Origin of the sequence: Paraglaciecola mesophila KMM 241, assembly GCF_000315015.1 — a bacterium.
GTDB classification, from domain to species: Bacteria; Pseudomonadota; Gammaproteobacteria; order Enterobacterales; family Alteromonadaceae; genus Paraglaciecola; species Paraglaciecola mesophila.
This window is the reverse complement of sequence record NZ_BAEP01000023.1, coordinates 22,682-37,329: the sequence shown is the minus strand read 5'-3', so window position 1 is coordinate 37,329 and position 14,648 is coordinate 22,682. Positions and strand designations below refer to the sequence as shown.

General features: G+C 44.8%; 9 protein-coding genes. 1 reads left to right on the top strand and 8 read right to left on the bottom strand.

The genetic code is table 11. The features are described 5' to 3' along the window. Nucleotides 1-6: 6 nt before the first annotated feature. The 8 genes from GMES_RS05140 to pbp4b all read right to left on the bottom strand — a co-directional run bounded on the left by GMES_RS05140 (nt 7) and on the right by pbp4b (nt 11,065). Complete coding sequence (locus tag GMES_RS05140) at nt 7-465, bottom strand: response regulator (RefSeq protein WP_006991527.1); 459 nt, start codon at nt 463-465, stop codon at nt 7-9. Nucleotide 466: 1 nt separating this feature from the next. Then, nucleotides 467-1,948 carry a sensor histidine kinase gene (locus GMES_RS05135; RefSeq protein WP_006991526.1) on the bottom strand — a complete coding sequence of 494 codons (1,482 nt, stop codon included), beginning with the start codon at nt 1,946-1,948 and terminating at the stop codon, nt 467-469. 62 nt (nt 1,949-2,010) lie between these two features. After that, complete coding sequence (locus GMES_RS05130) at nt 2,011-2,244, bottom strand: hypothetical protein (RefSeq protein ID WP_006991525.1); 234 nt, start codon at nt 2,242-2,244, stop codon at nt 2,011-2,013. Nucleotides 2,245-2,247: 3 nt separating this feature from the next. Then, nucleotides 2,248-3,579 carry a sigma-54-dependent transcriptional regulator gene (locus tag GMES_RS05125; RefSeq protein WP_006991524.1) on the bottom strand — a complete coding sequence of 444 codons (1,332 nt, stop codon included), beginning with the start codon at nt 3,577-3,579 and terminating at the stop codon, nt 2,248-2,250. Nucleotides 3,580-3,982: 403 nt separating this feature from the next. Further along, complete coding sequence (locus GMES_RS05120; protein WP_006991523.1) at nt 3,983-5,173, bottom strand: GNAT family N-acetyltransferase/peptidase C39 family protein; 1,191 nt, start codon at nt 5,171-5,173, stop codon at nt 3,983-3,985. A 1-nt stretch (nt 5,174) separates the two neighbouring features. Beyond that, complete coding sequence (locus tag GMES_RS05115; protein ID WP_006991522.1) at nt 5,175-6,641, bottom strand: RimK family ATP-grasp domain-containing protein; 1,467 nt, start codon at nt 6,639-6,641, stop codon at nt 5,175-5,177. 263 nt (nt 6,642-6,904) lie between these two features. Then, a complete protein-coding gene (locus GMES_RS05110) occupies nt 6,905-8,548 on the bottom strand; it encodes a serine hydrolase domain-containing protein (protein WP_006991521.1) in 1,644 nt (547 codons plus the stop codon). A 60-nt stretch (nt 8,549-8,608) separates the two neighbouring features. Further along, nucleotides 8,609-11,065, bottom strand: a complete 2,457-nt coding sequence (gene pbp4b, locus GMES_RS05105) for a penicillin binding protein PBP4B (RefSeq protein WP_039986658.1) — start codon at nt 11,063-11,065, stop codon at nt 8,609-8,611. A 490-nt stretch (nt 11,066-11,555) separates the two neighbouring features. Between pbp4b and GMES_RS05100 the strand changes: the two genes are divergently transcribed. Next, nucleotides 11,556-14,582, top strand: coding sequence for a TonB-dependent receptor (locus GMES_RS05100; RefSeq protein ID WP_039986712.1), 3,027 nt, complete (start codon nt 11,556-11,558; stop codon nt 14,580-14,582). Nucleotides 14,583-14,648 lie beyond the last annotated feature (66 nt).

Here is a 14,648-nt window from a genome sequence, read left to right as displayed (position 1 = left end):
CTGACCTTAATTGTTGCTAGTAGGTAATTCTACGAACTCGACCCAGTATTTACCTAGTGCGCTCATTAGCGCTACCAAGCCTTCAAAGGTGACAGGCTTAGTGATGTAAGATGCAGCCCCTAAATCGTAGCCTTTTACCATGTCTTCTTCTTGCGCTGACGTCGTTAAAATAACAATCGGAATACTGCGTAAACTTGGATCAAGTTTAATTTGCTCCAGCGCCTCGCGACCATCCATTCGAGGCATGTTCAAATCGAGTAGAATCAACCCTGGTCTTGGCGCCGCATCGGCTTCGCTGTATTTACCTTCTTTACGCAAATACTCAAGCAGCTGTACGCCGTCTTCCACGCAGTGCAATTCATTTAATACCCGACTTTCACGCAAGGCGTCTTGTGCTAGCAAACGGTCGTCTTCATCGTCATCTGCCATTAATATCACGATTGGTTTGGCTTTTGTAAAAGGCACTCTATTCTCCCATATATTTGTTAACGACTGCGTCTATCGGCAATGTAATTGTAAACTCAGCCCCTTCATTCGGGCTACTTAATGCGGTAATGGTACCACCATGACGCTCAACAATGCGGCGGCATACGGCTAAGCCAATCCCCGTTCCTTTATACGCTGTACGACCATGAAGTCGCTGAAAAGGCGAAAATATTTTGTCAGCATAGGTTTGCTCGAAACCGATACCGTTATCTTTAATTGTCACAATGCAACTTGGCACATCAACATGCTGAAGCTCATCACGCAACTCTTTTTGCTCCACTGACACGCTAATAACAGGCGCCACATCGACCTTGTGGAACTTCAGACCATTGGATAGCACATTAAGAAACAACTGATACATCTGACTAGGATCGGCACAGACTTTTGGCAACGGCGCGATTTCGATTTGCGCACCTGTTTCTGCAATAGCAATTTCCAAATCACCCAAAACTTCATCCAAAACGCTGTTTAATTCTACTTCAACGAACTCTTTTCCCCGCGTAGTAATTCGAGAAAACTCAAGTAAATCATTGATTAAGGTAGACATACGAAAAGCAGCAGTGGTCATTCGTTTAATGTAGTCGACACCGCGCTCGTCTAATTGGTCTTTGTAAATAGTGGTCAGGCGATCACTAAAGGCTTGTATTTTTCGCAACGGCTCTTGTAAGTCATGGGAGGCGACAAAGGCAAAATCTTCCAATTCTCGGTTACTGCGGCTGAGTTCTTCGGAGTATACCGTTAGCTCTTGAGTGCGCAAATCGACCTTTTCCTGAAGTAGCTCGTTCTGCTCTTCCAAGTCATCCTGATAGCGGTTACTAATTCTTAAATTAATGCGCGCCATTAAAAACATGCCTATGACCAGTAAGCCACTGGTCACAGCTGACACCCCAAAGTTAACTTTGGCATCACGTTGTATACTTTTTAATTGGGTATACAGTGTTTGCCTATGCTGGTACTCGCTACCAATTAACTGTTGCATGGTCTTACGGATTTCCCGATATAGATCACGCCCGCGGTTGGTCATAATTTGCCTGAGCGCCGATTTTTCACGCTGCTCTAACGCTAAATCTACAGTGCTGGTCAGTTCGGTAATTTTCTCACCGATCAAGACCAGCAAGTCGTCGATGCGCTCTTTTTGCCCAGCCACATCCGACTTGATGTTTCGTACCAACGCTATTTTCTCGTCGAGGGTCTGTAATTCAGCGTGATAAGGATTGAGATATTCTTCGTACTCGGTCAATAAATACCCACGCTGGCCTGATTCGGCGACCACTACGGACAAATGCAGACTTTCGAGACGTACAATAATATTGCTGGTTTTATCTAGGTCAGTTTGCACGGTAGAAAGCTGATTAACCGTGTTTAACGCGATAGATAAGTTTGTCCCTATGATGCCCACCACTATGACAGAGATAATGACCCAGGTCGCAGTGGTATTACCAAACAGGCGTTTAACGTGCATAATCGTCCTTTAAATATGAGCTGTCGATGCTTTACTTCGAATCGTTCGAAACGCGCGGAAAATTAAGACTCGGCATCTGAGCGTGAGTGCTCAGCCAGCTTTTGTAGCGCCGCGCTGCTGTCTTGACAGGCGACGAGGATCTTGTCCAAAGCAGCAATTGCCTTTTCCTTGGGCATGTCATTTTCCAACACAAGTTTAACCATTTCAGCTTGCATAGAAATGCGATTCAATGGGTTACGCACATCGTGTATTAAAGAGTTCGTTGTAACGGGCTGCGCGCCTTGTGATGATTGCATGATTTATCCCTGAGCTTGATTTTCCCAAGCATTTAAACGGTTATATAAAGTCTTGGTACTGATGCCAAGCATTTCAGCGGCTAAGGTTTTGTTGCCTTCTACCTTTTCCAATGTCACACGGATCAGTTCTTTTTCTACGTCATCTATCGTTTGGCCAGCCGTAACCTGATTAGTCGAAGTTTGATTCTTAGCAAACGGGGACTCGAAATTTTTTGGCAAGGTGACTTCTGTGCCTTTTGGGTCGCTCATAATGAAGGCTCTGTGGATAGCATGGCGCAATTCACGAATGTTACCCGGCCAGCCATACGCTTTTAATTGATCTAATTGCTCGTTCTGCCACGCAAAGTTAGTGTCGTTTTCTGCATTTAATTGCTCGATAAACGCAGTGGCCAAGAGTGGAATGTCCGCCAGACGTTCACGCAGTGGTGGAATAGTGATGGGGAATACAGCTAAACGGAAGTAAATGTCTTCGCGCAACACCTTGCTTTGTGCAATCTCTTCAACTGTACGGTTGGTGGCTGAGATCACCCGGCAATCAACTGGTGTATCTTTTACGGCGCCGACTCGGGTAACGCGTTTACTTTCTAACACGCGCAGTAAGTTAGGCTGCATTTCTAATGGCATTTCCGTTATCTCATCAAGAAATAAAGTGCCTTGTTGGGCTTGCTCAAACACACCAATTTTACGCCCTACAGCGCCAGTGAATGAACCTTTCTCATGACCAAACAGCTCGCTACCAATGAGCTCTCTAGATAACGCGCCACAGTTGGTTGCCACAAGCGGCCCTTCAACGTCACTTGCGGTATGAATGGCGTGGGCAACGACTTCTTTACCGACACCACTTTCGCCCATTAGCATGACATTGGCATTGGTTTTACCCACGCGGTCAATCATTTCGTAGAGTTCTTGCATGGGGGCAGACTCACCCACCAAGCAACCAAAGTGCTTAGTGATAGAAGATGATTTGGCTTTTTTCACAGCCTTTCTTTTACCAGATAACACCAACTCTAAATCTTCGCGCTGCAACGGCTTAACAAGATAGTTAACGTTAGGTCCGCACATACCAGAGATAATGCTTTTCACCGATGGGTGCCCAGTGATCAAGGTCACAAATGGGACTTTGTCCTGAGTGTTTAATTTGTCTATTAAATGCAACGCACTACCGTCAGGTAACATGAAATCGAGCAATATATGGTCGAAGCGCTGAAACTCGATGCAGTTGTAGGCTTCTTCTAAATTGTTAGCTATTTCGACGTCATGGCCTAAAAACTCGATAATATTACTCGCTACGTCGGTAAATTCCTTATCATCATCGACTAATAATATTTGAGACACGTTGATTCCTTCTTGTTGGGTATTTGTAATCCAATTTTTAGCTTTCGTTATTGTTGCGGCCTGATGACCGAGTTAATTCGCTAGAGGATTAACAAAAAACTGTAGAGTAAACTGATTGCTTACCCTCATGTGTTATTAGACAGTAGTTACTGACTACGACTATAACACAGCCATACTTTATGTATGAGAGGGATCACGAGCCAACCCAGGTTAAATATACAACTGCTAACCTAAGCAATCCTCAGACCAAATAAGCAGAACTCGACCGATTAGATGCTTTACGACTTTTTTGCTGTCTTGGTTCACTGTTAATCATGGCGATTGGAACGGCAAAAAAATTCGTATTCACGATAAAAAAGGCCTGCACCAAGCAGACCTTCAATTATAACAAATTGTTTTTAATCTATTTTTTGGTAATCAACAACGCTGTACGCAATTTACTTTTACCAAATGCAGACATGCTAAAAAAGTCTTCCCGCGCAATGGGTATATGCTGACAGTCCATCGGTTGCGGATGCAAATCATCTGGATCTGGGTCATGCAGGTACAAACAATCTTCATCTATGTGTGTAACTGTTACCCAGTGCGGTATTTTTTTCCCATCTAGCTGATAGGTGCTAATCAAGCTAATGACCGCAGCCCCTTTAGACAGCCCTTTGTGCAAAGCTTTGACGTCAGGATCGGTATAAATAATCTTGATCCCCTGGGCTTTAGCTTGTTGTAAAAATTGCCGATCCACTGCTTGCATGATGTACTTTTTGTGCTCACTGCGTACACCATCAATAAACAATGGCGCCTTGGTATTCACGTAAGCCGTTACTTCGAACCCCAATGAATGAGCGGCTAACGCCAACCCTATCGGATGGCAACCACCATGCCCAGAGGTCATGAAGATCGTTGTTGCTTGACGCCAAATGTCCAATTCCAGCGATTGCGACATATCCAATTCAGCATTCAGGTTGGCCATAGCCATCATCAAAGACGACGGGCCACAGGTAAACTCCGTTGTTTGCTGATACCAAGGGTACTCAGGCAAGGTTTGCAAAGACAGACTTTGGCGAATTGGTTTTTGCATCCGCAGCGCATCTATCGAGCCTTGATAGTAATTGGCGTACGTACCAAAGGTACGATATCCCAAGCTCTCGTATAACTTAATCGCACCCGTGTTATTCGTTGCCACTTCAAGGCGCATAAATAGCTTGTCTTGCTCAAGGGTTTGCTGCTCAAGGGCCAATAGTAGTTTTTTGCCCACGCCCATGCCTTGGGCACTTGTGCTCACGGCAATTGAATATAAGCGTGCCAAGCGCGTGCCTTTGCGCATGATCACTAAGCCGTAACCCAGAACGTTATCATCGTGGGTAGCAACCATAAAAACCCGATGACTATCCGTAGCCTTGAGCCAATGCATAAAACGGCGTTGGCTCAGACGATCAGATTGAAAACTCGCATTCTCTAATTCCACCAGCTGCGCAATGTCATCTACTTGAGCATTCCGAATGCTCACAGTTTTAACGCTATTCAGCGTGGGTTTGTTGGCCTCTACTACTGCGTTTTCAGGTGACGATTCTTGCTGTAATTTGTGTCCAAGGGACATCTTATTTGCCTCGTAGCTCAAGACGGTTAGCGAATTCTTGCATCACCAACATGTATAGCTCTTTGCCTAAGTACAAATCTTCCACTTTCGACTCTAAGCTTGGGTTGTCATTCACTTCAATCACGTAAACCTGATTGTTGACTTGTTTGATGTCTACACCGTACAAACCTTTACCCACAATGGCGCTGGCTTTTACCGCTGCATCAAGCACCGGCTTAGGCACTTCAAACGTAGGCAAGGTTTCAAAGTCACCAGAGAAGTGTTTCTTCGAGCTATGGTTGTAAATTTGCCAATGGTTACGTGCCATAAAGTAACGGCAAGCGTAAATCGCACGGCCGTTTAGCACACCGATACGCCAATCGTAGTCTGTGTACACGAACTCTTGGATCAGCACTAAGGCTGACTGGCGTAACATTTCAACCAACTTAAGTTTTAGCTCAACCAAGTTTTCAACTTTAAACACACCAATCGAGAAAGAGCTTTCAGGCAGTTTTAATACCATAGGGTAGTTAAACTCAGCTTCTAACAGCTCACAGGTTTGGTCGCTCGAATTCGACACAAAACGACTCTTCGGTGACGGTACTTTGTTGTAGCTAAACGCATCGTGCAAAAACACCTTGTTGCAGCAACGCAAAATAGAAGTGGCATCATCAATCACTTCTAACCCTTCTTGTTCACCCTTACGAGCAAGTTGGTAAGTATGATGGTTTATCGCGGTCGTTTCACGAATAAACAATGCATCGAATTGACTGATCATAGGCCCTTGTTTGGCGGTGATCACCTCAGCGTTAATACCCACCTGCTCTGCTGCTTTCACAAAGTTCTGGATTGCCTTGCTGTCACTAGGCGCAGTCTTTTCTTCTGGGTTTACCAGAATAGCCATGTCCCAACGGAAACGTTTTTTGTTGCTACGACTACGCCAATACTTCTGGGTAAAATGCTCTAAGCGCTCCGCAAATAGCGGCCATAGGCTTGGATCAATTTCACGGATACCCAAGGCTTTTGGTTGCACGCTCAAGCCTTTCTCGTCGCGGCTAAAGGTTAAGCGCAAAATAGGCGCAGGAAAGCGTTCAAACACGTGCTTAGCAATTCGTTTGTGGCGCTCGTTTTGCGACCAGCCGAAAAACACCAAAATTTCTTGGGGTAATTCATCGTCAATATGAGCGTATAAATCCGTGCTCATGTATTTGGGCACTGGGGTCAATATGTTGCTTTGGTCAGTCAACGATTCACTCAAATCGTTAATGGTGTTTACGCTTGGTAACACCTTGTGTTGGCGTGCTTCAGCCAATAACGAGCAGTAGTACCCCTGACTCAGATATTTATCTGTGTCACATAGGTTAATAATACGGGTTTTAGGCTCGCCTACTTTAGGATAGTCGGCAAGATACTGGGCAAAATCAATCACGGTCGCGTCCAGCTCAGGGAAGCCTTCGGCATTATCCACCACAACAATCGTTTTAAACATTTTACAGCGCTCCAAATAGCAATTTGACTTGTATTTAGGACACGCCGTCAGCGCCACAAGCCAAGCAAAATCAATTAGAAAATTAACAGCTCATGCTTGCCACATCAGTAGGATGGTCTGGGCAATGATATTGGTGCGGAATATAGGCGTTACGTAGATTAAATCAACATTTTTTTGCAAAAAAATGATATTTATTTTTGTATCAAAATGAGCGTTATATAACGCCCAAATTTAAATCATAAAAAACTTTATTTATCAGTGATTTAATCAATTATTTTATGCAGAGTGAGATCTTGGAAATCATAGCTAAAATCAATATTAGCGTGCACAGGGATAAGCTTCATAAAGGTTATGCCATTATTCTGGTCACGGTAGAGCTTGGCGTACACATCAGCATCTAAACTTCTGTCATCCCAGCGCACCAAAAAACGGTCTTTTTCTTCATCCCTATATAAGCCGCCCACAAGCTTTACCACTCTTTTAGAGCGCAACTGAATACGGCCGTCTTTTTGCTCTAAATAAAAATCCCCAAGCCAATCGTCACGATAAACACCTAACGCTACATTTAGGGAGCCGTTAGTCAAAGCAACAGGTTGTTGTGTTTTGGGAACGGCTTCGTTATTCCCCATATAGTTGCCTGACGCCTTGTTGCTTGAAGGTGATAACTTGGGCGCATACACCTTTAACCAATCTGTTTCATAATCGCCTAAGTAGGGCTTCATTAGGGTGTACATGATTGCACTGCGTGCTGCGCTCGATTGCTGGTTAGTCAGTACCACTATGCCCAAATCCAATTCTGGAAAGAAACTTACATAAGAATACATCCCCGCCAAGCTACCACTGTGATGCACTCGTAACTTGCCATCTACATCATTTAGGCGCCAACCCAATCCGTAGGCACTAAAGTGACTCTGGTTATGGCGTTTATCCGTATTTGAAACCGGCATGATCGTTTTTGCTGACCACATTTGTTGATGCTGGGCAGATGAGAACAGTTGTTTTCCATCTGCCGTCATACCTTGGTCAAGCTGCACTTGTGCCCAAATTAGCATGTCTTCTAGGCTGCATTGGATACCGCCAGCGGCGCCTGATACATTCGGCTTACTGGTATCTATATCACGCACTATGGTCGCTAGTTTATTGTTTACCATGCCATGCGGGGTTGCCGCCAATGCTTGCTGCGCTTGAGGTATGTGACCTGCAAAGCAATGCTGCATGCCTAGGGGCACAAAGATGCGCTTTTCAATAAATTGCTCCCAAGACTGGCCACTTGCTGCAGCGACCACCTCGCCAGCGACAATATACAAAAGGTTGTCATAGGCGTAATCTGCGCGAAACTGTCCCGTAGGCTTTAAGTAACGCAGGTTATGTACGACTTCAGCGCGACTAAAGCTCGAAGGCTCAGGCCAAAGCATTAAATCCCCCGCGCCTAGGCCTAATCCGCTTCTGTGCGTTAGTAAATCCGTAATGGTAAAATGGGTGCTTATCCATGGGTCGTGCATTTGAAAGTCTGGCAAATGCTTAACGACTGGGTCGTCCCAACTTAACTTTCCTTCGTCGACTAAGATGGCCAATGCCGCAGCGGTGAAGGCTTTGGTGTTCGAGGCAATTTTAAATAGGCTTTGTGCACTAACAGGCTCATTGCTGTGAATATTCTTCACACCATAGCTTTGCTTGAGCACCACCTTACCATTTTTAATCACGCCGACCGCCACACCTGGAATATGTAAGCTATCCATGATGTTATGTATTTGCCTGTCTACCTTTGCCTTGCTCAGCACGGGCGCTTGAGGCTTAACGTGTTTTTCTGCCCTCACTTGTGCTCCTGACGTTGTCGCCCACATAATCACACACAAATATAAGACTGAGATAACTGAATTTATCTTGTTACGGCCGTTTAACGTCATAGTGTTGTTTGCCTTAAAATTTGTCTTAAAAAGTAAACTTAGGATCAGGGTGACTCTGGTTTATTTGCCGTTAAGCACGGCCTCGTACACCAAACTAACCACACTGCCATATTTGCCGGTTTCAAAGGTTTTACCTGCAAACTCAACATGGCCGCTTTCATCTTCTTGGACTTTTGAGTGCCGTGCATTGGTGAGCAAGAAGATAGCCAAGTCATATTTGGGGTCAATCACTGAGACTGTACCTGTCCAACCCGTATGACCATAAGCCTGAGCGCTAGCATAAGGACCGAAATGCCATTTACTTTGCCCCCGGCCTGCTCGGCGCCAGCCAAGTCCATAACTGTCATCGCGCTCTTCTGGCTTAATAAACTGTTGTAACACTGCTTCATCAAAGATTTGGTTTTTGCCGTAGCCACCGCCGTTCAATAACAACTGCCCCAGCACGGCCAAATCGTCTACGGTAGAGAACAACCCAGCATGACCGGCTACCCCGCCAAGTGAGTAAAAGGCTTTTTCATCGTGCACTTCCCCCTGCAACACATACTCGCGCATATTGTCGAAGGTGACTCGACCACCGCGGCTATTGCCCTGTATCTCAGTGGCAGCAAATTCGCCTTTCGCGCGGCCTTTTAATAGTGGGTTAAATAGGGTATTGCTCAACCCCAAGGGTTGATAAATTTGCTGCTCAACGTAAGCATCTAGCCCCATACCCGTAATACGCTCAACCAACATACCCAGCAACATATAGTCAGTGTCACTGTAGACCGCTTTAACATTGCGCCCCATGGCAAATGGCACTCGGTTTAGCAGTAACTGGTCCGTTCGCTGTGAGTCCTGAGAATACAAGCTCTTGCCAGCTGTATTTTCAGGCGTAAAAAATCGTACTTGAGGGGCGTAACCAGCGGTATGAGTGAGTAAATCTCGTACTAAACGCGTTTCTCGCCCGCCGCCTCGATAGTCAGGCATGTAGTGCTGAATAGGTGCATTGACGTCTAGCTTACCTGCGCTTGCCAGCTTCATTAGAGCCAGGTTGGTAGCAAACATTTTCGTGTTCGAAGCAATATCAAACAGCGTATCAACCCGCATTTTTTGCGGCTCCGGGAGTAACTCACCACCATCAGCGTATTTGCGTGCATCACCGTATGCGCTGCGCTTGATGATTTCTCCGTCTTTGATAACCAACAATACCGCACCAGGGAATCCGTCATGTATATCTTGCTGAATAAGCGCATCGACTCGGGCAAAACGATTTTGCTGCGACGTGCTGGTGTCTATTAAGGTAGGTGACGGAATAGTCACTTTGAGCTCGCTACCCTCAGGTAAAATATTCTCTACACGCAAGGTGTTAGTGCCATCTTTGGTGCGACGCTTCAAGCTGTATTGGTAGCGCTCCTCTGGCGCAAAGGGTTGCGTTATATTGAGTTTTTGGCCATTGACGTAGATATCGGCTTGCTCTGCGCCTTGGCTATTAATCTGAATCTCACCTCGCCCTTGGTACGCTTTGAAACGTTCACGATCGTTTACCAATTGCCGAGTGCTGCGCTCTTGCATGGGGAATACTTGATCCACTTGCCCATGCTTTACGGCCTTGGGCTCTGTTGACTCAGTCACTTGCTCGTCAATGTAGCGTGCCATCAACTTTTTGGCTTTTTTAGCAAAGTATTTATCGAGTAAAGCAAACACAGCGGCAGCAGTTTTGCTGTCTGCTTTGCCTGTTACTTGCCAAGGTAAGAAGTGCATTTGAAACGCACTGATCACATTGCTTGTTTGTTCATCACGAATGCCCGTTTCCAGCACATTATAGCCATAAGCACGTAAAGCACTTTGTACTAGGCCAATATTCGGTTGATACTGATTAAAACGCTGCCAATAGCTCTCGAAAGTAGTGTTTTCATACCAAGCACCTATGCCAGCTTGGTATAGCTCAAACCAAGGAAATCTTGGGCCTGGATCGTTCTTACGCGACGGTGCGATATCTGAGTGTCCCACCACCTTGGTAGGCGATATGTCTGGATTACGGGCCAGTATTTGTTTACTAAGGGCAATTAGCAATTCGATTTGCTTTGAGTCGTAATCGGGAAATACGCATAAGCGATTCTCGCCATGCTCAGAGGTTGTTTTGGCTTCTTTGTCAAAATGACATTCAGGCACATTGACAATTTCTATGCCTATGGATGAATCATTTAATTCGCTGCGCCCTTGCCACACACTGTTACCTGCATGCCAAGCTCGCTTGTTTTCATCTACTAATTTGAGAATTTCTAAAGAATCTTTAGGGTAACTGGGATCATTTGATTCAGGAATAAGATAATGAGCACTCAACCCGCCTTCATCTACCAATGCGTGAATCGATTTTTGATAATCAATAGCGGTAAAATGCATCACCAGAAACTTTACCCGATGGCTGAAGTTTTTTGATGGCATTTCGTTAATCGGTAGTGCCGCACAGCTGACGATGACTACCGTTAATATGCATATCAAGACAGATCGCTGCCAACTCGTAATATGTTTTTTCATAACACTGAGGATATCCCGTTGCCTGTGAATCTTCCAGATCACTATTTCCACTCAAAAGCACCCACTTTTGAATAATTAATTACAGTTATAATAAATAATTTGAATAATAATTCCATAACTTAATGTGCAAACTATCAACACTGCTTAGCAAACATGTGCTCCAGACGCTAACTTTCAAAATTTTCGGTATTTCAGCATAACCTCTTTACGATTAAGGCAAAACCCGCGATCAGACAAGGGTATAAAAAGGTAACAAAACACACCTTGATGCCTTAGTACGATACCCATTTTTCGGGCAGTTCCGCTACTTCACCCCTCAATTTTAAAGATAAATTATTACTAAAAAACCAACAATAAAGAACATATTATTCTTGACGATATCAAATATTGTTTGTTAAATGCTCAGACAACAATAATAAAAACTACTTAATGAAGGCTTATGAGTCGTCGTCCTCAAATAAAAAAGCACAAGCAACAAATAGGTGAACACATGGCAACACAATCTAGAAATTTCATACAACAACGGATTTACCGTGCCATGCAAGGTGCATGGAACAATCGCGCAACCACACTCTCCGCAGTGCTACTGGCAAGCTCATTAGCTGGCGCACCCGCCGCTATGGCACAACAAGCCGGCGGCATTAAGGGTAAGGTTGAAACGCAAGCGACTGACATTTCGGTAAACGATGTCACTGTCACCGCGTCAAGTAACGTAATGCCCAAGCCTAGAACGGTTAAAACAAAAGCAGATGGTAGCTATGTTTTACCGGCCCTAAAGCCTGGTAAATACACACTGACATTTACATCATCTGACGGTACTGTTCGTCAAACCCAAGTAGATGTATTGTTAGATCAAACATCTAATGTTGACGTGGCATTTGAAGCGGCACCGACTGACAGCACCGAAGTCATTCAAATTGTCGGCTCTCGCATCAGCCGCGAAGGTGACTCTTCGCTCACAAACTCTTTGGGTGAAGACGTTATATCCCGCGTACCCACCGGCCAAGATTACCGCTCTTTATTAGCTATAATTCCAGGCGTGCAATATTCAGAAAATGCCACTCTTGGCCCATCAGCCGGTGGCTCTGGTCGAGACAATAAATATGGCTTCGACGGCGTCGACGTATCACTACCCATGTACGGTAACCTAGCTTCTGAACCGTCGACACAAGATGTCGCATTCGTGTCAATTGATCGTGGGGGGGCAAAAGCAATAGGCTTCAACCGTGCCGGTGGTCTATCAATCAATACCTTATCTAAATCAGGCACGAACGAATTTCATGCCAGCGTAGAGTATCGTATCGAGCCTGCAAGTTTATCTGCGGATCGTGATACAACAGAAAGTACTACTTCGACCTTTGAAGAAGACAAAACTTGGATGAGTGCCAATGTCAGCGGCGCATTGATTGAAGATGAATTGTATTTTTATGGTTCGTATTTTGGCCCTGAAATAACCCGTGACAATAAAGAAACCGCTTACGGCCCTACTAAGCAGTATGAAAGTGATCGTGATGAATATTTCGGTAAGTTAACCTGGGCACCGACCGAAGATGTATTGTTAAACGTTAGCTACAGAACCTCTGATAAAGACGTTGTCGGCGATTCTGTAGATTCAAAAGCGACTGATTCTACGTCTGAGGGGAGCTCGGTATCGCAAGATATTTTCACTATTGATGGGTCATATATTATTGATGACTACACTACGTTAACCTTTCAATACAGTGATTTTAAGAACGAGAACTCTAGCCGTCCTGACACCATTTTTTCAGGTGTGATCCCAACAATTGGAGGCTCTCTTGATTTAAATAGCCTTGATCAGCAAGGCTTGTTCTTTGTTCCAACGATTAGAACTGACGAAGGTTTTGATGCAGAAACAGCCCAAGCGCTAATCGATGCTTATGGTTATACGGATGATGCTGGCGTATTAACGGGTGGTGGGAATATTGGTGGTGCATCCCTAATAAACAATCAAGATTTCTCTCGTAAGAGCTTTGAAGTCGCTCTTGACCACGAAATGGAGCTAGGTAATACCGTTCACAATATTCATATTGGTGGTCAGTGGAAGGAAAGCGAAGAAGTGCTTACTCGACTGTCAAATGGTTGGGGCGCAATCAGCTATAACGGCGGGTTGGGTGTAGATACCGACTTTGAAACAGAGGAAGCCATCTATTACAGCGCAACAGTTTACTCAAACAGCTTAAATGGCGAAGAGAACCTAAACCCACTGACTTCAACATCTGAAATTATCAACATTGAAGTGAACGACACGATTGAGCACGGTGATTTCACTTACAACGTCGGTTTCTTATTCAGCAACGATACTTTATACGGACAAGGTCTAAGAGAAAACTCAGCAAATGCATCAGGTTACGAAGTTGCTCCTGGCAACAAGTACAAAATGTATGAGCTTGATTTTATGGACATGATTCAACCTAGACTCGGTATCACTTGGGCCTATAACGGTCGCGATACCGTGTTTGCTAACTTTGCTAGCTACAACCCAGATACTACCTCTCTTGCCCGCGCCGCCTCATGGGATCGTAACAATCAATCAACCCAAAAAGTTTACTTTGATGCCGACGGCGCGTTTATCGGTAATACCGAAGCAAACGGTTCATCGGGTAAATTATTTCAAGATGACATGGATGCCCGTCGCACAGATGAAATCACCATTGGTATGACGAAATACATATCAAACGAATTCTTCGTTCGCACTCATGTACGTCAGCGTAAGGCCTTCCACGCATGGGAAGATCAGCCTAACAATGCCCGCACCTATGGAGACTATGGTCCTTTTGGTGGCGTGCCAGAGAACTTACGTGACAAAGGCCTGTTTATTCCAGATTTGGCCGAGCAATATTCCAGCATGGGACTATCTGCAAGCGACGGTAGCTATGTTATTGCTGAACTAGATGGTGCTGAAAATACCTACTACGAGTGGAGTCTTGAAGGTGACTATACTGGCGACAACTATTACCTGAACGTGTCTTATGTTTGGAGTCATTACTTTGGCAATTACGACCAAGACATTACCAGTACAGCTTCTGATGGTAACTTGTTTGTTGGGTCGTCAAATTTAGGTGATGGTCGCGGCCGCATGTTGTGGGACGGCAAATCAGGTACCTTAAATGGTGACCGCCCTCATGTATTAAAAGCACTGGGTTACTACACAACGGATTGGAACGCTGACATCGGTTTTAACTTTGTCTTCCAATCTGGCGATGTTTGGGAAGAGTGGGACGGTGGTGCTTATGGTTATTCAAGCTCTACTATTCGTTACTCTGAACCTGCTGGCAGCCGTCGTGAATCAAGCCATTGGCAGTTAGACTTAAACTACGCCCAAGCCTTTAATATAACTGAAGATTTGGAGCTGAAGTTTCAAGCTGATGTATTTAACGTTTTTGACAGACAAACTGGTTATAACTATCAGCCCATCCTTTCAAGCGCCACTTTTGGAGAGGCACAAAACTTAATTAACCCACGTAGGGTTCAACTTTCGGTTAGCCTAAATTACTAACTCCGTTTAGCGACTTACCTTAGCGAATACAGGTAGTTGTTTGTTTATCCCCGCTTCTGGCGGGGA

Excerpts from the sequence above, each read along its gene's own strand:
- GMES_RS05130 (WP_006991525.1), bottom strand. The coding sequence starts at position 2,244 with ATGCAATCATCACAAGGCGCGCAGCCCGTTACAACGAACTCTTTAATA.
- GMES_RS05100 (WP_039986712.1), top strand. The coding sequence starts at position 11,556 with ATGGCAACACAATCTAGAAATTTCATACAACAACGGATTTACCGTGCC.
- pbp4b (WP_039986658.1), bottom strand. The coding sequence starts at position 11,065 with ATGAAAAAACATATTACGAGTTGGCAGCGATCTGTCTTGATATGCATA.
- GMES_RS05110 (WP_006991521.1), bottom strand. The coding sequence starts at position 8,548 with ATGACGTTAAACGGCCGTAACAAGATAAATTCAGTTATCTCAGTCTTA.
- GMES_RS05120 (WP_006991523.1), bottom strand. The coding sequence starts at position 5,173 with ATGTCCCTTGGACACAAATTACAGCAAGAATCGTCACCTGAAAACGCA.
- GMES_RS05115 (WP_006991522.1), bottom strand. The coding sequence starts at position 6,641 with ATGTTTAAAACGATTGTTGTGGTGGATAATGCCGAAGGCTTCCCTGAG.
- GMES_RS05135 (WP_006991526.1), bottom strand. The coding sequence starts at position 1,948 with ATGCACGTTAAACGCCTGTTTGGTAATACCACTGCGACCTGGGTCATT.